At 52.3% G+C, this 18,205-nt stretch carries 12 protein-coding genes; 6 read left to right on the top strand and 6 right to left on the bottom strand.

The features are described from left to right. Window positions 1–294: 294 nt before the first annotated feature. Window positions 295–1,389: a TRAP transporter substrate-binding protein gene (locus LF95_RS16970; protein ID WP_073956676.1), complete on the top strand. Its 1,095-nt coding sequence runs from the start codon at window positions 295–297 to the stop codon at window positions 1,387–1,389. 109 nt (window positions 1,390–1,498) lie between these two features. Here the strand turns inward: LF95_RS16970 and LF95_RS16965 are convergent, their stop codons facing one another. Next, complete coding sequence (locus tag LF95_RS16965) at window positions 1,499–1,891, bottom strand: hypothetical protein (RefSeq protein ID WP_073956379.1); 393 nt, start codon at window positions 1,889–1,891, stop codon at window positions 1,499–1,501. A gap of 137 nt (window positions 1,892–2,028) precedes the next feature. Here LF95_RS16965 and LF95_RS16960 point away from each other — a divergent pair, with 137 nt between their 5' ends. Further along, window positions 2,029–5,949, top strand: a complete 3,921-nt coding sequence (locus tag LF95_RS16960; protein WP_073956378.1) for a hybrid sensor histidine kinase/response regulator — start codon at window positions 2,029–2,031, stop codon at window positions 5,947–5,949. Window positions 5,950–6,096: 147 nt separating this feature from the next. Beyond that, window positions 6,097–6,780, top strand: a complete 684-nt coding sequence (locus tag LF95_RS16955) for a phosphatase PAP2 family protein (RefSeq protein WP_073956675.1) — start codon at window positions 6,097–6,099, stop codon at window positions 6,778–6,780. 9 nt (window positions 6,781–6,789) lie between these two features. Here LF95_RS16955 and LF95_RS16950 read toward each other — a convergent pair whose 3' ends face one another. The 3 genes from LF95_RS16950 to LF95_RS16940 form a co-directional block, all read right to left on the bottom strand. Beyond that, window positions 6,790–7,401 carry a LysE family translocator gene (locus LF95_RS16950; RefSeq protein ID WP_073956377.1) on the bottom strand — a complete coding sequence of 204 codons (612 nt, stop codon included), beginning with the start codon at window positions 7,399–7,401 and terminating at the stop codon, window positions 6,790–6,792. Between the two features lie 89 nt (window positions 7,402–7,490). Continuing rightward, window positions 7,491–8,321: an AraC family transcriptional regulator gene (locus tag LF95_RS16945; protein WP_073956376.1), complete on the bottom strand. Its 831-nt coding sequence runs from the start codon at window positions 8,319–8,321 to the stop codon at window positions 7,491–7,493. Between the two features lie 130 nt (window positions 8,322–8,451). After that, entirely contained in the window at window positions 8,452–9,132 is a 681-nt protein-coding gene (locus tag LF95_RS16940) for a response regulator (protein WP_073956375.1), read from the bottom strand. A 363-nt stretch (window positions 9,133–9,495) separates the two neighbouring features. On the opposite strand from LF95_RS16940, the gene pepN reads away from it, so the two are divergent. After that, window positions 9,496–12,120, top strand: coding sequence for an aminopeptidase N (pepN, locus tag LF95_RS16935; RefSeq protein WP_073956374.1), 2,625 nt, complete (start codon window positions 9,496–9,498; stop codon window positions 12,118–12,120). Window positions 12,121–12,231: 111 nt separating this feature from the next. On the opposite strand, the gene LF95_RS16930 is transcribed toward pepN, so the two are convergent. Continuing rightward, the gene (locus tag LF95_RS16930) at window positions 12,232–14,250 is read right to left on the bottom strand and encodes a methyl-accepting chemotaxis protein (protein WP_252509809.1); all 2,019 of its coding nucleotides are present in this window, start codon (window positions 14,248–14,250) and stop codon (window positions 12,232–12,234) included. Between the two features lie 1,067 nt (window positions 14,251–15,317). On the opposite strand from LF95_RS16930, the gene LF95_RS16920 reads away from it, so the two are divergent. Together LF95_RS16920 and upp are read left to right on the top strand one after the other, a co-directional pair. Then, window positions 15,318–16,232 (top strand): SPOR domain-containing protein, encoded by a 915-nt coding sequence (locus tag LF95_RS16920; RefSeq protein ID WP_143182088.1) that lies wholly within the window; start codon window positions 15,318–15,320, stop codon window positions 16,230–16,232. Between the two features lie 204 nt (window positions 16,233–16,436). After that, window positions 16,437–17,087 (top strand): uracil phosphoribosyltransferase, encoded by a 651-nt coding sequence (gene upp, locus LF95_RS16915; RefSeq protein WP_073956674.1) that lies wholly within the window; start codon window positions 16,437–16,439, stop codon window positions 17,085–17,087. Between the two features lie 92 nt (window positions 17,088–17,179). On the opposite strand, the gene LF95_RS16910 is transcribed toward upp, so the two are convergent. Next, window positions 17,180–17,638 (bottom strand): hypothetical protein, encoded by a 459-nt coding sequence (locus tag LF95_RS16910; RefSeq protein WP_073956370.1) that lies wholly within the window; start codon window positions 17,636–17,638, stop codon window positions 17,180–17,182. Window positions 17,639–18,205 lie beyond the last annotated feature (567 nt).

Genomic DNA, 18,205 nt, shown 5'->3' with positions numbered 1-18,205 from the left:
CATCGACAGGGCGGTTTTGTTTTAACAGCATTGCATATGCGAAGGGCGGCAATAGGGGACGGCGATGTTGTGCTTGGTTGCAGGCAGACAGACGTAACGGTAAACACCTATTTAAGGTTCAATATTGCGTTGCGAATAATGCAACCCATGCGTTTTACGCATACCTGCATCCCGAAAACGCGCATTGTTGCTATTGGCAAAACCAAAGACTCTGCCCCCTTGCAACGTATTGAATGGCATAGATTTGTCGTTTTTGCGCAAAAAATTATCAAAATAAGACTACTGGAGCTCGTGATGGAACGTCGTAAATTTCTTAAGGGTGCGGGCCTTGCGGCTGGCGCAGTTGCTGGTGGCTTTGCCGCGCCTGCGATTGCCAAGGCCGATGATACATTTAACTGGCGCATGGTTATGCCCTGGCCAAAGGGTTCGCCCGGACTGGGTGCCAATGGCGAAAAATTCGCCGAACGTGTCAAGAAAATGTCGGGCGGTCGTCTGAACATCAAGGTTTACGGCCCGGGCGAACTTGTTCCTGCCTTTGAATGTATGGATGCGGTCGAGCAGGGTGTGGCCGAAATGGCGCATGGGACCCCGTATTACTGGGCAGGCAAGGATGATGCCGTAAACTTCTTTTCGACTATTCCGTTTGGCTTAACCGGCTGGGAATTGTCAGGCTGGATGCGTTTTGGCGGCGGTCAGGCCCTGTGGGAAGAACTGTATTCGCAGTTCAACGTTGTGCCGTTTCTCGCCGGTAATACCGGCCTGCAGGCCGGTGGCTGGTTTAACAAGGAAATCAATACCGTTGATGACATCAAGGGTATCAAGATGCGTTATGCCGGGATTGGTGGCGAAGCGATGCGCCGTTTGGGTGCGATTGTCACCATGCTGCCTGCCGCCGAAATTCTGCCTGCTTTGCAGTCAGGCGCGATTGATGCCGCCGAATGGGTTGGTCCCTGGAACGATTATGCCTTTGGCCTGACCCAGGTTGCCAAATATTATTACACCCCGGCATTTGCCGAGCCGGGTACAGGCATTGAAGTCTTTATCAACAAGGACAAGTTCAATTCGCTGCCCGAAGATCTGCAGGAAATCGTGCGGGTTGCGGCCCAGGCGAATACGGAACAAACCCTGGCAGATTTCACTTATAATAATATCGAATCCTATCAGGCCGTTCTGAAAAAGAATATCGAGATTCGCCACTTCCCTGACGAAGTGATTAAGGCTCTGGCCAAACAGTCGATGGATGCGGTGAAGGAAATCGCGGCGAAAAAAGAACTCAATCAGCGTATTTACGATTCCTATATGGCGTTTACCAAAATTGCCGCACCTTATGGCAAGGCATTCGAGGCGACCTGCCTCATGCAGCGTGCAAAGGTTTGGGAGGAATCCTGATCCTTAAATCCTGACGCGGATTTGACAGACAAACAAAAAGAAAGGGTGATCCGCTTGGGTCGCCCTTTTTTGTTATGGGATGTAGGCCAGCGTGGCTGTCTTTTGCCGGTTAGTGAGGTTTGGCCGCACTGGGGGGCTGGGGCAGGTCGAAAGTAAAGCTTTCCTGCCCGGCATAGTCCTCATGGGCAATGCGTTTGACCAGTTCTGCCGCCAGTGCCAGCGATGTTTCGATGGTCCATTTCAGCTGTTCAACCGCGCCTTTGTTGCCGTCGGCCAGGGCCTCGGGCAGGATGCGTTCCTGAAGGAACTTTGCCACACCGGCAAAGGCGCGGGCGGCGCTTTCGCAATTCTCCCGCAGGATCATAAACCGGCCGGTTTTTTCAACCGCATCGGCAATGCCGGACAAATGCCCCATCATGACGCGAATTTCGGGGTCTTCGGCGGCGGTTTTCTTGGCGACGAAACGTAAAATTCCGGCAAAAAAGGCATATTGCGAAGACATAATCACCTGGTGCTTAACAATTGGTCTTAGGGTTGATGTCCGTCGTTTTAGTCGATGATACCGGCATGGTATAGTGCAAACTGGGATTGAATGGGCCGTGCCCATGATGGCAGGCAAAAAGGGAATGCGCGGGGAAGATGCTTCAGGGTGGTTTGATATTTATCGTCGCGATGACCTATATCGGCCTGTTATTTGCCATTGCCCATTATGGCGATAAATATGCCCGCCTGTGGCGCACCTCCCGGTTAAAGCCGGTAATTTATGCCCTTTCGATGGCGGTTTACTGCACAAGCTGGACGTTTTTTGGCTCGGTGGGGACGGCTGCCCTGCATGGGTTTGCATTTTTGCCGATCTATATCGGGCCGGTGGTTATGATGCTGGCGGGCTATCCGGTAATGGTGAAAATTGCCACGGTATGCCGGGCACAAAACATTACCTCGATTGCCGATTTTCTGGGCTCGCGTTATGGCAAAAGCCAAAGCTTGGCTGCTCTTGTCGCGGTGATCGCGATGGTCGGTATCCTGGCCTATATCGCCCTTCAGCTTAAGGCAGTTTCAACCTCGTTTGATGTGCTTTTGGGGCCGGTGGGCGAGGACGTTGTGCGCCATAGTGCAGCCAACTTCACCAAGGATACCGCCTTTTACGTGACCATCATGATGGCGGTTTTCGGGGTGTTGTTTGGCGTGCGCTATATTCATGCCTCCGAACATCATGACGGTCTTATTCTTGCTATTGCTTTTGAAAGTCTGGTCAAGCTGCTGGCGTTTCTGGCGGTTGGCCTGTTTGTGGTGTTCGGTTTGTTTGGAGGCGTTGGCGATCTTGCGCAAAAGGTGCGTCAATATCCGGATATCACCGCCCTGTTTGCCACAGAGAACTGGCTGACCCCGCATTTTTTTGTGGCATCCCTGATTGGTATGTTTGCCATCATCTGCCTGCCACGGCAGTTTCACGTTACCTTTGTTGAAAATGATGACAGTCGAAACCTTAAAACGGCGCGTTGGCTGTTTCCTGCCTATCTGGTGGCGATCAACCTGTTTGTGGTGCCGATTGCGGTTGCAGGATTGTTGCTGTTTAGCGGGCAGGGTGCGGTAAATCCCGATACATTTGTTCTCACCCTGCCTTTGCTGGGTGGGCAAAACAATCTGGCGCTTATGGCTTTTGTCGGCGGGTTATCGGCCAGTACCGGTATGGTGATTGTGTCCTGTGTCGCGGTTTCGACGATGGTATGTAACGACCTGATCATGCCGGTACTGCTGCGATTGCCGCGCCTGCGTGATCAGGCCACGGGCGATGTCAGCCAGCTTGTTTTGAAAATACGCCGGATCGCGGTACTGGTTCTGATGTTCCTGGCCTATGGCTTTTACCGGTTTCTAAGCGAAAAATATGCGCTGGCTGATATTGGTTTGCTGTCTTTTGCCGCCGTTGCACAATTTGCCCCGGCGGTGCTGGCGGCCTTGTATGTGAAGGCCATAAATCGAACCGGGGTGCGTTGGGGGCTGATCGGCGGGTTTGCCATGTGGTGCTATACCTTGCTGATGCCATCCTTTGTTCAAAGCGGCTTTCTGCCGTCTGATATTTTGACAAACGGGCCGCTTAATATCGGCTTTTTACGACCTCAGGCCCTGTTCGGTCTGGATCTGGAACCCTTGACGCATGGGGTGATCTGGAGCCTTTGCGTGAATATCATATTGCTGTTACTCGGCTCTGCAATGGGCATTCAGGGGGTTACACAACGTCGCCAGGCTCAGTTGTTTGTCGATGTCGGCCGCAGCCCTGCACAAACCCGAACCGACATTTGGCCTGGCCGCGTCACCATTGGCGAGCTTGAAAAACTTGCCGCGCGGTTTTTGGGCGCACAATGGGCCGAACGGGCCTTTGACGCCTATCTGGTAAGGCGGGGCGGCGATGTCGGTCGTGGCGATCTGGCCGATATTGATGCCAGCAATTTTACCGAACATCTGCTGAGTGGTGCTGTAGGTGCTGCGTCCTCGCGGGTGGTGATGGCGCTTTTGCTGCCGGATCGGGCGGTTTCCCGGCGTGACGCGATGGAGTTGCTGGATGAAGCCTCCGAAGCCATCAAGTTCAATCGCGACCTGTTGCTCAATACCCTGGAGAATATTTCGCAAGGTGTCGGCGTGTTTGACCATGATTTGCGCCTGGCCACCTGGAACCATCGTTTCATTGATTTGCTGGGAATTGCCGCTGCCGATATTCAGGTGACAATGCCGTTAGCACAACTGGTGGAAACCTGCCGTCATACCGGGGCGCGTGCGGTGGACCTTGATATATTGCTGGGGCGCAATGCGGCCCCGCAAATGCGCCGCTTGCCCCACACCTATGAACGCAAACGCAGTGACGGGATGGTGCTGGAAATTCGCACCAACCCGATGCCCGATGGCGGCTTTGTTGCCACAATTGCCGATATTACCGCCCGTGTCCGTACCGAGGATGCCCTGCGCGAAAGCGAACGCAACATTCGCATTTATACCGATAACATTCCGGTCATGATTGCCTATGCCGATAAAAATCAGCGTTTGCGCTTTACCAACCGCCCCTATGAACGGATGTTTGGCCTGCGCCGTGCTGCTGCGCATGGGTTGAGTGTTGCCGAGGCTGTTGGTGCAACCCGCTATAAACGCCTTGCCCCGATGATTGCCGAGGTTTTGAAAGGCTATCGGCAAAGTTTTGAAATCGATTTTCCACCCATGGAAGGCTTCACCGAGGAACGCTTTGCCGAAGGCACCTATATCCCGCATTTTGATGAAACCGGCGAGGTTTTGGGATATTTTTGTATTTACCACGACATTACCGAACGCCGCCAGGCAGAACAGGCCCTAAAGGAGGCCAATGAGGGACTGGAACAGCGCGTTATAGACCGGACCCGCGCCCTTGAGACCTTAAATAGCGAACTTTCCGTTGCCAAGGAACAGGCCGAAACCGCCAACGATACCAAAACCCGGTTTTTTGCTGCCGCCAGCCACGATCTGCTTCAGCCATTAAATGCCGCCCGGCTGTTTACCGTTGCGCTGGGCGGTCGGTCCCTGCCCGATGATGCGGCAGACCTGGTGGGGAAGGTGGATGTTTCGCTCAAAGGGGTCGAGGAGCTTTTGAACGAGCTTCTGGATATTTGTAAACTTGATGCCGGGGCGATGCAGCCAAGTTTGCAGGATTTCCCGGTATCCAGAGTTCTGGATGCCTTGAAAACCGAATTTACCCCAATTGCCGAACAGGCGGGTCTTCGGTTTAGCGTGCTTTCGCGTGATATTTGGGTACGCAGTGACAGCCGGTTGCTGCGCCGTATTTTGCAGAACTTCATTTCAAATGCCCTGCGCTATACCCGCAAGGGCGGCACGGTGGTGGGATGCCGTTTGCGGGGTGATGTTTTGCGCATCGAGGTATGGGACAGTGGCCCCGGCATCCCCGAAGATAAGCTTAAAGTCATTTTCCGTGAATTTCATCGCCTTGAAAGCCCGGAAAACGTTGATGTCAAAGGCTTGGGGCTGGGGCTTGCCATTGTGGAGCGCCTGGGCCGGCGTCTTGATCATAAGGTATCAGTACGCTCCCGGCCGGGGCGTGGCACAGTGTTTTCGGTTGATGTTCCTTTGGGGGTTGCGGCCCCTGAAACGCTTGTCACAGCTCCACGTCGTCGGCTCGGGGGGGAATTGGGGGGATTGCGGGTTTTGTGCATCGATAACGAACCCGATATTCTGGCTGGAATGCGTGCCATGCTGGAAAATTGGGATTGTGTGGTGGCAACCGCCCGTTCTGGCGCCGAGGCCGAATCCCTGATGGTGCCAACCGCCCAGGAGACGACGGCTTTTGTCCCCGACATTATCCTGGCCGATTATCATTTAAGTTCGGGGCAAACCGGGCTGGATGTTTTGTGTCATTTGCGCGATGTCTTGGGTTTTGTAACACCGGGAATTATCATCACGGCGGATCGTAGCCCGGAAACAGCCGAAAAAATATCCGCCCAGTCATTTGGTTTGTTAAACAAGCCCCTTAAACCGGCAAAGCTGCGGGCATTGATGACAAAGTCTTTGATGCGCGCGTCATAATCTTGCTTTTGGTAACGCATTTGTGTTGGGGCCATTGGTCTTTTCTGCCTTATTTCGGCACAAAGCTGCATTATCGACGTTACCTGTTACATCGCCATTTTGCGGTGATCGTGGTTTTGCAATCATACAGGTGTGCCCTTGCGCGAAATGTCCCGCTCCGTCATTGATAAAATCCGTCAGAAATCGCCGTTCGAGCCAAAAGTTCTGGCCGTTATCACAGCAATTGCCGGATTTTTGTTGTTATTTGGCAAAGTTGCCGAAGACGTGTTCGAGCAGGAAAGTGGCGCCTTTGATAAAGCCATTTTGCTATTGATGCGCCACGGAAATGATTTATCACAGCCTATAGGGCCAGCGTGGTTGCTGGGTGTTGTGCGCGACATTACCGCCTTGGGTGGTGTTGCCGTGTTGGCATTGTTAACATTTATCGTTACAGCCTATTTGCTGGTCGCGGGATACCGCCGGGCGGCATTTTGGGTGGTTGCGTCAATCGGTCTTGGGGCCGTGTTTGAAGAAGCCCTCAAAATTCTCTTTGATCGCGCCCGGCCCGATATTGTCCCGCATCTTGTTCCGGTGCATTCACTGAGTTTTCCCAGCGCACACGCGATGTTATCGGCCATCACCTATCTTACATTGGGCACCCTTGTCGCCCGGACGGAAAAGCGACTAAGGGTGCGCGTTTTTGTGGTATCGGTCGGCGTGTTCATGACGCTTCTGATCGGTTCAAGCCGCCTTTATCTTGGCGTTCACTGGCCGACCGATGTGCTGGCAGGCTGGACATTGGGGGCGGCGTGGGTCCTGCTGTTCTGGCTAGTGTCGCGCAATCGCTTTTAGGCTTCGGACTTAGCGATTGGAAAAGGCCAGCTTTGCGCTCAGCAAGACAAATATGCCGGCAATACTGCGCCTTAGCCACAACATCACCCGGGGCCGTGTCAAAACATGGCGCCGGGCAAGTGCTGCAAACAGCCCATACCCCGTGAACACTACAAAAGTCATGATCATGAAAATGATGCCCAGCATGATCATGCGAGCAGTGCCGTCGGTTGCCGTTGCCGGAATGAACTGGGGCAAAAATGCCAGAAAAAACAATGTCAGTTTCGGATTGAGGATATTGATCAGGCAGCCATTTATCGCAATTTTGACATGGCTTTTCTGTATTTGGGTTTCGTCAACATCCATTGTTGAATGATCGCGCCAGATCATGAGTGCCATATATAGCAAGTAAGCCACACCAAGATAGCGCAATCCCTCGAAGATCAGTGCGCTGGTATGTAGCAGGGCTGCAAGGCCGGTAACACTTGCGATCAGGGCGGGGACAATTCCAAATGTGCAACCCAGTGCCGCCCATGTGCCCGCCTTCCAGCCCCGTGTCAGGCCGGTGCCAAGGGTATAGATCACGCCGGTTCCCGGTAACAAAACCAGTATCAGCGATGTGATGAAAAATTCGATCGACATGATGGCTCCTGATCGCAATTGCTAAATAAGTGCCGTCACTATGCCGGTGAGAAAGTGCTCAATCTTGAAGAAAATTGCATGCCGTCTCATCAGCCTTTGCCAATGGATCTGGCCAGTTTTCCCGGGCTGTAGCCATAAAAACGCATGAATTGCCGGGTCATATGGCTTTGATCGGAAAAGCCTGCTGTGATTGCGGCTTCCGCCAGGGGCGTTTTTTGCAAAATAAGCTGGCGGGCCAAAAGTGCGCGCCTCTGCACAAGATAAGCATGCGGCGTATATCCGGTCGCACGGCTGAAATTGCGGATCAGTTGATATTTTCCCAGGCCACTTGTGTGTGCCAGATCATCAAGTTGCAGGGGCGCGCCAGGGGCATCATCGATCTGCTGTTTGGCTTTGAAGATGCCTGGCGCGATTAACGTGCTTTCATGGGGCTGCTGTGTTTTTTCCAGGCTTGCGCGGGCCAGCATGATCAACAGCTCATCATATTCCATACGGGATTTGGTTTCATCATAACCGGAATCCAGACTGGTAATGTGGTGGAATATTTCATTGAAGTATTGCGCCAGATGGGTGCGCTGAAAAACCGGGCTGGTAAATTCATGTTCGGGGGCTGTGCCGTCAAACAATGAATTGATGGCAGCCCTGATGATATCTGGCTGGAAATAGACAATACGCCATTGGCGTGGTTCACCGGCAATTGGTGTTCCGTCGTGAATTTCACCGGGATTAACGGTAATGATGGTGCCGGGGCCTGCTTCGACCATCCCCCGTCCGCTGGCTGATTTTTGGCCACCCCGGTCAATCATGCCAATGCCGTAGACATCATGGCTGTGGCGCGCAAAATGATGCGCCGAACAGGCGGCAACGGCCTCGGTTCCCGGTCGAGACGTGGGTAAAAGGGCAATGTTTTCGGTGTTCATGGGCCAATCGACTTTTTAATACGACCTGTATTTTATCCTATAAACAGGACCATCCCATATCAGTATTACATTGGCCTTTTGCGGATAGGGACATCGAGACATGGAACAGGTCTCTGATACATCCTGTTTTTCAAACCTCGACAGCGGGTTCCTGAATTTGCAGTTCGCGGGCGACAATGACGGCTTGCGTGCGGCTATGCACTGAGAGCTTGCGCAGAATCGCCGAAACATGGGCCTTGATGGTGGCTTCGGTTACATCAAGTTCATAGGCGATTTGCTTGTTGAGCTTCCCTTCGGTCAGCATGTTCAGAACCCGTAACTGTTGCGGGGTCAGTTGCCCGATTTTTTGGGCAATGTCGCTGTTTTCCGTTTCTGCCGGTGCATTTTCGATGGCTTCGCGCGCCCAGTCCGGCATCCACATATTGCCATCCAGCACGGCGCGCATGGCATCACCAATCTGATCAACCGGGGCTGATTTGGGCACAAAGGCCGCCGCCCCATATTCGATCGCGCGGCGTACAACCGGCAAATCCTGGCTGGCAGACACAATGGTAACGGGAATATCAGGATAGGAGGCGCGTAAGGTGAATAATCCGGTAAAGCCGTTCATACCCGGCATATGCAGGTCCAGCAGGACAAGGTCGATATCCTGCCCCTGGCTGTGGCAGGTCTCGATCACATCAATGGCGTCGCCAAGGCTGCCAGCTTCATGAAGGGTAATATTACTGAGTTCAGAACGAACGGCATGTGATAATGCACCACGCATTAAAGGATGATCATCGGCAATTAATACGTGGAAAGCTGCTGTCATTAGCCGTTATTCCCCTTGTAACAGTAAAGTTAATCCGGATCGCGGGAAACCCACAATCGGTTCATTGCGCTTGCGCGCCACTTTCTGTCCTGCGGGATTTTATTTTTGGGCGCAAGCCGGATAAGGAAGTGAGGGAAACCAAAGAACACCTTCGCCCCACGAATGTGAAACTTCGGCCCCCCTCGCGCCACCATTGATGATTATGCCGTGTAAATGTCGTCACGTAAACTCTGCATTTGTAGCTATCTGCATTCCGCGCTATTTGTGGGGGAGAAATTGCCGATCTCGTACTTCTCTACAAACCGCCACCACACCGTGCGAACTGTCATAAAAGTGCGACAGAACAAGGAAAAGGACCATTTCATGTCGGAACAGCCCCAAGTCATTCGCCGCGAAGATTATACCGCACCGGCATTCTTGATCGATACCGTCGAACTTGTTTTTGACCTTGATCGAGAGGCGACAACCGTTGCTTCGAGGCTGTCTTTGGTTGCGAATCCGGAACGTGGAACCGGGGCAGGCGATATGGTCAGCCTGGATGGCGAAGATATGAAACTGCTTTCGCTGAAGGTCGATGGCGTTACCCTGGGCGCGGATGCTTACGAGGTGGATGGCACAGGTTTACGCTTTAAGGCCCCCTCTGAGCGGTTTGTGGTTGAAATCGAAACCCGTATTTCGCCGGTTAACAATACCCGCCTGGAAGGTTTGTATGTTTCGCAAAGTGCCTATTGCACCCAGTGCGAGGCCGAAGGTTTCCGGCGTATTACCTATTTTATGGACCGTCCCGATGTGATGGCGACCTATCGTGTCACCATTAATGCGCCCAAGGATAGCTGCCCGGTCTTGCTCTCTAATGGCAATCTGGTTTCGACAACCGATTTGGAAGATGGCCGTCATCAGGCCGTTTGGGACGATCCGTTCCCCAAACCCTGTTACCTGTTTGCTCTCGTGGCGGGGGATTTGGCCTGTGTTGAAGACAGCTTTAAAACCATGTCGGGCCGGGATGTCGCCCTGCGCATTTTTGTCGAACATGGCAACGAGGATCGCTGCGCCTACGCAATGGATTCGCTTAAACGCGCGATGAAGTGGGACGAAGATGTTTATGGTCTGGAATATGATCTGGACCTGTTTAACATTGTGGCCGTGTCGGACTTTAATATGGGCGCAATGGAAAACAAAAGCCTTAATGTTTTCAACGCCAAATACATCCTCGCCAAATCCGATACCGCAACCGATACCGATTATGAACTGATCGAATCCATTGTTGCGCATGAATATTTCCATAACTGGTCGGGCAACCGTGTGACCTGTCGGGACTGGTTCCAGCTCTCGCTCAAGGAAGGGCTGACCGTTTTCCGTGATCAGGAATTTTCATCTGACGAACGGTCGCGCCCGGTTCAACGTATCAATGATGTTCAGCGTCTGCGTGCCGGTCAGTTCCCCGAAGATGGCGGGCCATTGGCCCATCCCGTGCGGCCGGACAGCTATATTGAAATCAACAATTTCTATACCGCCACAGTTTACCAGAAGGGGGCGGAAGTCATTCGCATGATGCACACCCTGTTGGGGGCGGCAGGCTATCGCAAGGGCATTGACCTGTATTTTGAACGCCATGATGGCCAGGCCGTGACCTGTGACGATTTTGTCCGGGCAATGGAAGATGCCAACGGCGTTAATTTTGACCAGTTCCGTTTGTGGTATTCGCAGGCTGGCACACCCAATCTTGTCTGGGAAGGGAATTACGATGCCGATAAAAAGGTCTTCCGCCTGACAATTGAGCAAAAAACCGAACCGACACCGGGGCAGGCGATGAAGTCCGACCTGCAAATGCCAGTTAAAATTGGTCTCTTGGCCCGCGATGGCCGTGAATTGCACGTTGAAACGGTTGATCTGACACAGGCAAAACAGGACTTCCTGTTTGAAGACATCTCCGAAGAGCCGGTGGTATCCTTCAATCGTGATTTTTCAGCCCCAGTGAATGTCGGCACAATACCGTCGCATGATGACCTTGCCTTTTTGATGGGCAACGACACCGATGCCTTCAACCGCTGGGAAGCAGGGCAGAAATATGCGTCCGATCTATTGATTGCGGCCGTGCGGGCCTATGATAAATCCGGCGATGCGGGTACTGCCCTGGGTAATGTCGATGCGTTTTGTGATGCCTTGCGGGCAACCCTGACCAATGATGATTTGGATAAGGCATTTCGCGCACAGGCCATGATCCTGCCCGGTGAATCCATGTTGGCCGAGCAGTTGCGACCAGCCGACCCGGAAGCCATTTATCAGGTCCGCCAGGCCTTGCGCCAAAAGGTTGCCATTGCCCTTCAGGATGAATTTGAGGCCGCCTATCGCCATAATGCGTCAAACGATGCCTATTCACCCGATGCCGCGTCGGCAGGCCAGCGGGCCTTGCGTGCTGTTGCCTTGTCCTATTTGGCGGCAACCGGGGAAGGGGTGTTTATTGATCTGGCACTGGAGCAATATCGCACCGCTGACAACATGACAGACCGTATGGCGGCCCTGACAGTCCTGAATAACCAGGATCATCCTGGTCGTGACGAAGCCCTGGCCGATTTTGAAAGCCGCTTTGCCAATGACACGGTTGTTATTGATAAGTGGTTCTCGCTTCAGGCCATGTCATCGCGGACCGATACACTGGCACAAATCAAAAAGCTGATGGAACATCCGGCCTTCACCATGCGCAATCCCAACAAGGTGCGCGCGTTGGTAGGTACCTTTGCAATGGCCAACCAGCGTAATTTCCATGCTGCCGATGGCAGTGGCTATGCCTTCTATGCAGATCGTTTGATGGAACTTGATAACCTGAACCCGCAGGTCGCGGCACGCCTTGCCGCACCGTTGGGTAAATGGCGCAAGTTTGATGACGACCGTGCCAGCAAGATGAAGGCCGAATTGAAGCGTATTCTTGCCAAGGAAAATCTCTCGCGCGATCTCTATGAAATCGCCAGCAAATCCATTGCCGAATAAGTCTTCGTCCCTGCTGTGATGGCGGGCAGGGGATGATCTTGGACTAATAGCGGAAAGAAGCGGCACCTTAATAACGGCGCCGCTTCTTTTTTGACCAGGGCATATGTCAGATCAATTTCCGATTTTGACTCTGGAACTGAAAATCGCCATGCGATCTGACAGGTTTTTTGCCATTTGCGAAAGCTCGTGACTGGCACTATTCAGGTTATAGGCGGTTTTACCCGTGTTTTGTGCGCCACTATTCACAAACCGGATCATTTCATCCATCGTTCCCGCCCCCTGGGCGATACGCTGAACATTGTCCGAAATTTCACTGGTGGCGCGGCGTTGCTCTTCGACCGAACTGGTAATGGTATTCTGAATGTCATTAACCTGGTGAATCACATCCCCCACCGTGCTGATCGATTTTGCTGCTTTTTGCACTTCGGTCTGGATTGCGCCGGTCAGATCGCCAATTTTGCCAGTGGCATTTGCCGTCTGATCGGCAAGTGATTTGACCTCTTCTGCAACAACAGCAAAGCCCTTGCCAAGTTCGCCCGCACGTTCCGCCTCGATGGTGGCATTCAGCGACAGAAGTTTGGTACGATGTGCAATATCGTTAATCAGATCAATGATCGATCCGATCTCTGAACTTGCATTTTCCAGTGACACAATGTTGCGCTGTGATTCCTCCGCCTCTGATCGTGCTCGCTCTGTAACAGTGCTCGCATCCCCCGCCTGGCGGTTGATTTCCGCAATCGAGGATGAAAGCTGCTCAACGGCGGTGGCAACATTTTGCGTGTTTGATGCTGCATCACGCGAAACATCCAGCGCCGTGCCTGATTGTGTAATGGTTTCTTCTGACTGATTTGTCAGGTTATTGGCCAGTTCGAGCAGCATTTCCGATTGTGCAGTTACTGATCGGGCGACATTTTCCACCTCCACCACCAGTTCCTGCATGGCTAGGCGGCTTTCTTCGCGTTCGCTAACATTGCTCCAGGCCAGCATGGTACCAACCAGTTTGTTGTCTTTGTCCCGCACTGGGGCCGCCAGGATATCCAGATAATCACTCTCACTTTGGCGGACTTCTTCAAACGGAAGGTTCTCCGGGTTCCTGAGCTTTTCAAGGAAGTCCGGCCCAAGTTTCAGAAAATCTTCCGCAACATCACTTGCTGCCGCACCCAGATAGCGTTTTGCACTGGCATTAAGGTAGGTCAGTTTGCCCTCGGGGGATATAAGTGCTGTCATGGTGGGGGTGTTCTCCACCATATTTTGCAGAATCATGGCGTGGCGAACAGATTCGCGCAACTGAACCAGCGCCTTGCGCATTTCGCCAATTTCATCATTGCCGACTTTGGGCAGGCGCACGCCGGTATCACCATCGGCAATGGATGTCATGGCACGGGCAAAGCCGCGCAGATTGTGAAAAACGGTAAATTTCAGCAATAACCAGCCCACAATCCAGCCAATGCCCAAAACACCCACCAGCAGTTCAATCGACAGGGTCCGAAGCTCGTCAGTCCGGTTGTAAAAATCGGTGATATCCCGGGTAAAGGTAGCCTGAGCCCATTGCCCACCACGCCCGTTATCGATACCCACCTCGACGGACGCCCGCCGGGTCGACGTATTCTTGTTATTTGTTGAAATGTCTGTGGTGGCATCTGTCGACGGGGCGTTCTGGGTTTCGGCTTCATCTTCCAGGCTTTCAAACAATAGCTGGCCGTCATTTCCGATGATGCGGAAATCCCCGCCAAGCACATTGCCCATACCCTGCAAGATAGGCAGTGGATCTGTCACGACTTCAAGAAAACCCACGGCCCGAAAGCCGCCAATCGGTAAAATCATGCTAAAAACCGGGCGTCCGTTTTTCATTTGCCAGATATAGGAAACCGTTTTGCGGGCTTCGCCTTTGTCACGCGATCTCAACATGTCAAATAGGGCAGGGTCATCAATAGCGCTTTCACCATTACTGCCGTCCGATGCCGCGACTTTGTTAAAATCGCTGTCATAGGCAATGGTCTGGATCAGGTTAATCTCACCCTGTGTAACCTGGCTCGCATTCGAGAAAAAGTTCAGTTCGGTTTTTGTGTTATCTACATTTTTCTCCTGTAGGGCCTTTACCAGTCTTACCGTTCGGGACCAGTCATTCATCACGGGGATGATTCGGTTCGCATAGTCATTAATGATCCGCGATCTGACAAAAAAGTTCACTGTGCTGCTAACCGAACTGTTTAGCGTTTCTACTGCAAAATCGCGGTATCTTTCCCCTGTCCAAAGCAGCATCCATGTGACAGTTCCCGTCAGTAAAAGCCCGATTACCAAAAGGATACGGCGCAATGTCAATATGCTTGCGCTCTTTGCTCCCACAGCCGTATTCACGGCTTTTTCTCCCTTCATTCAACACCCTCCTAAGTCACCTGAATTTTTATGTCTGTATTGAGTGTGACCTCCCGTTGCGCTCTTTTAGGCGCAAGACAACAATCCAATCAGAGGTTCAATATAAAGACAACAGTTCTGACGCAATTTGCGTCGTTTTTCCGGGAGGCAATGAAGTATGGCGGTTGTGAAGGCTTTTGGGGCGGTTTTGTTATCTGGGAAAGGTCTCTATTCACAATGATTTTTCCCCGAATTAAGAAGTTTCTGGGATTTCGGAAAAAATAATTGCGAATGTGTGTGATAATCGTTTGCAATTTGTGAGAGGCTTCGTTATGACTGTTTTTGTCACTGGCCAACGGAACTTCTGTTGGCAATACGGCTTCCGAAAGACATGGCGTATTCGGAAGTTTTTCTTCGGGACTCTCTCCCCGAAGGTCGATCTCTCTCACTTGAGGGGCTGGCATCCGGTATTTGTGCGGGACAAAACCGGGCTCAATGCCAGCCCTTATTTTTTGCCATTTTTCCATATCAGATCAATCTGCCGTTAAATTGTCGGCATTTAAGTGTTTTTTAAACGGCCTTGCGGTTAGAAATAACGCTGGCGTGCATTCTCGTGCGCAATTTGCCGTTTATTTTTAACAGGGCGCCTTAAATTGGCCGATAACGACCCGAAAAATGCCAGTGATGATTCCCAGCAAGGTGCGTCAAAGGCACCTTTGCCGGCCTTTTTTTATGGGCAGGGGCGACCAGGGCAATCGCCGCGGTCGGGTTCTTCGTTTTCGGTTACGCGCGATGATCAACCGTCGCACCCTTTTTCGACCACAAACAGGACATTCGCAGACATGGATCGTAAAACATTATTAGGGCTTATTACCGGGGCCTGCATGCTCGGCCTGGTCTTGTTTTTCGGTGGTATGCTGGTTGGCGCCGGGTTGTTTATGGGGCCCGATGCCCCGCAAAATACATCTTCCATCGCCACTGACGGTGATATGGAATTGCTGGCGCAAAATAAGGCCCCGCGTGTGCAAACCGAAATTACCCCGCGTCAGTCTGATATCTCTGCGCCAGATGTGACTGATCCCACCGATGCGACCGATATTCCCGCTGGTACGGGTGATATGTCGGCGACAGATGCGCCGGATGCTGAAACCTCTGCGGGGAACGACCCGGTTGGAGATTTGATTGCCAAAAAAACGGTTGAAGATGAAGCCGTAACGCCGGATTCTGCCGATAATGTCATGGCACCCAATCCGCCAGAGGTGTCAGATGCGCCAAACGCTCCCGAGATTTCCGAAACCGCCCAAGGTAAAGATAATGCTGATGCCGGCAGTGATAAATCTTTAGAGGATGGCGATAAGGCACCGGCAGTTACCCCGTCTTCCAAGCCAGCAGCACCGGAAATCCGCAAAGACAGCAAACCACCCAAACCCGTCGCAGAAAAAAGCGGTGCTTCAGAAACCGCTGCATCTGCTGCGCTGCATCGGGAGCCAGGCAGCAAGAACATGCCCTATTCCATTCAGGTCGGGGCCTTCAAAGTCGATACCAATGCCCGCCAGCGTGCGGGTGAATTGCGCAAAAAAGGCCTGGAGGTTGCTGTGGTCGAACGCGGTAATAATGGCGCAGCTTGGTATTATGTCCGTGTTGGGGCCTATCCCGATGCGGCTTCGGCGCGTTCGGGGGCGGAAAAGGTGAAAAAGGATACCGGGATTGACGGTTTCCCGGTTCGCGCCGAACCAAATGACAAGAAAATCGATTGATCCATGCGTTAGCCCGTTAGGGGCAGGACAATCTTGATCCTGAATCTCAGGCGCCGGTGTTTTTTACATCGGCGTTTGCTTTTTGGGGGGGAACTGCGGCATTCTGCAATCTTGGTGGGGCAGGGGCTTGCCTTATTAAGGTAAACCCGTTAGGTCACTCCCAAACTTTCCGGCGCAGTGTAATTGAGGATGGCTGGCAGCATCATGAGTATTCAAACCGAATTTCCCAATCTTCATATTCTTGACCATCCGCTGATCCAGCATAAGCTGACGCATATGCGCAAGGTCGATACTTCAACCAAGACGTTTCGTCAGCTTCTGCGCGAAATTGCCCTGTTAATGGGCTATGAAATTACCCGCGAACTGCCGGTCAGTTTTGAAGAGATCGAAACGCCGATTTGCAAAATGAACGCCCCGCTTATTCAGGGGCGTAAATTGGCGGTGGTGCCGATCCTGCGGGCAGGTCTTGGCATGGCCGATGGTTTGATTGAATTAATGCCTTCTGCCCGTATCGGTCATATTGGTATGTATCGGGACCCGAAAACCCATTTACCTGTTGAATATCTGGTCAAATTGCCCGAAGTCGAAGGGCGCACCTTTATTCTGGTTGACCCGATGCTGGCCACCGGCAATTCCGCCGTTGCCGCGATTGATGTGCTCAATAAGCACGGGGTCAAAGACCAGGACATTCGCTTTATGGCACTGGTTGCCGCCCCCGAAGGTGTGCGTGTATTCCAGGAAGCCCATCCCGATGTGCCGGTCTATACCGCTGGCCTCGATGAAAAGCTTAATGAAAAGGCCTATATCGTTCCGGGCCTGGGTGATGCCGGGGATCGTCTGTTCGGTACCCGCTGATTATTCGGATTTTTAAGATTATCGTAAATAAAAGGCTGCATTCCGATAAACCGGAATGCAGCCTTTTTCGTGCCGAGATGAGAATTGACCGATCAGCCCTTCGGCGACACGGTAATATCCACCGTAGACCCGCCAAAAGATCCGCCGGTCAGTTTGATAGTGGCAACACGGCTTTCCCGGTCATATACCAACACACTGACATCGGCGCGGACCACTGTTACCTTGCTCCAGCCGAAATTGGGCATTTCGCGCTCATAAAAGTCATACATTTGCGCGGTTGATGCGCCGGAATTGAGGACCAGTCGGCCGGTCCAGGCGTCCGATGCGCCAAAGATGATGCTGCGATCCATATCCAGTGTTGAATTGGATGGCATGGGAATATCGGTGAATTTATTAAAGGACGGCACCGATGCACTGCCCTTTGCACCCTGGCTGCTCGTCGCAGTCGTGCCCGAGGAACCAGTCGCCATCTGGGATAGGTTTTCGCATCCGCCTAAAACCAGCGAAGCTGCCAGTGCCACACCATATAGGCCATGTCGTAACGTGATCATGTTTTCCTGTTCCTCATCTTGATCGGCATATTCTAATATCCTGCATAATCAAGTTGTCCGGTAAAATAAAGGTTCACAATCATCAATTCCGGTCTTTTTCCAAGATATCTTGTGCAAGGCACCCTTCAGAAGGCGTTATGGGCTGTTTTATGCTCAGGGGTGTGCCGGTTTACATGCTTCTCAACTTACGGTGAAATGATGTTTTCCTTGCAGTCGGCCGGTATTTGGGGAGCAGGTTAAGTTGTTGTTTTTCAACGATTTCGAGAAAAGTTCCCTAAAAAANCGACGGGGTGCGGCGCTGAAGACTAGGGCGACGCGGACTGAGCGGTAGGGGGCTTCGGTCCTTGAATTGATTAAGTTCTTTGACATTGTAGATAAGTAGGAAGGGATGCGCGGGCGGCGTTATGGCGTTTAAGTCTGTGCATCCTGGAGACGACGGACCGGTTGGTTGGCTTGAAGTTTAGGCTTTGAGTTTGATTGATTGGTTTGTGGTAACCACCAAAATGTGCAGACGTCGGTTTTTATGAGTTTGTCGAATGACAAGCTTGGATTGAACATGAGAGTTTG

It is taken from the genome of Thalassospira sp. TSL5-1 (assembly GCF_001907695.1).
Classification (GTDB): Bacteria; Pseudomonadota; Alphaproteobacteria; order Rhodospirillales; family Thalassospiraceae; genus Thalassospira.
Note: the sequence above shows the minus strand (reverse complement) of the source record. Positions and strands in the feature narration are given on the sequence as shown.

Excerpts from the sequence above, each read along its gene's own strand:
- LF95_RS16930 (WP_252509809.1), bottom strand. The coding sequence starts at position 14,250 with ATGAATGACTGGTCCCGAACGGTAAGACTGGTAAAGGCCCTACAGGAG.
- upp (WP_073956674.1), top strand. The coding sequence starts at position 16,437 with ATGAGTATTCAAACCGAATTTCCCAATCTTCATATTCTTGACCATCCG.
- LF95_RS16940 (WP_073956375.1), bottom strand. The coding sequence starts at position 9,132 with ATGACAGCAGCTTTCCACGTATTAATTGCCGATGATCATCCTTTAATG.
- pepN (WP_073956374.1), top strand. The coding sequence starts at position 9,496 with ATGTCGGAACAGCCCCAAGTCATTCGCCGCGAAGATTATACCGCACCG.
- LF95_RS16950 (WP_073956377.1), bottom strand. The coding sequence starts at position 7,401 with ATGTCGATCGAATTTTTCATCACATCGCTGATACTGGTTTTGTTACCG.
- LF95_RS16965 (WP_073956379.1), bottom strand. The coding sequence starts at position 1,891 with ATGTCTTCGCAATATGCCTTTTTTGCCGGAATTTTACGTTTCGTCGCC.
- LF95_RS16945 (WP_073956376.1), bottom strand. The coding sequence starts at position 8,321 with ATGAACACCGAAAACATTGCCCTTTTACCCACGTCTCGACCGGGAACC.
- LF95_RS16960 (WP_073956378.1), top strand. The coding sequence starts at position 2,029 with ATGCTTCAGGGTGGTTTGATATTTATCGTCGCGATGACCTATATCGGC.
- LF95_RS16910 (WP_073956370.1), bottom strand. The coding sequence starts at position 17,638 with ATGATCACGTTACGACATGGCCTATATGGTGTGGCACTGGCAGCTTCG.
- LF95_RS16955 (WP_073956675.1), top strand. The coding sequence starts at position 6,097 with ATGTCCCGCTCCGTCATTGATAAAATCCGTCAGAAATCGCCGTTCGAG.
- LF95_RS16920 (WP_143182088.1), top strand. The coding sequence starts at position 15,318 with ATGGATCGTAAAACATTATTAGGGCTTATTACCGGGGCCTGCATGCTC.
- LF95_RS16970 (WP_073956676.1), top strand. The coding sequence starts at position 295 with ATGGAACGTCGTAAATTTCTTAAGGGTGCGGGCCTTGCGGCTGGCGCA.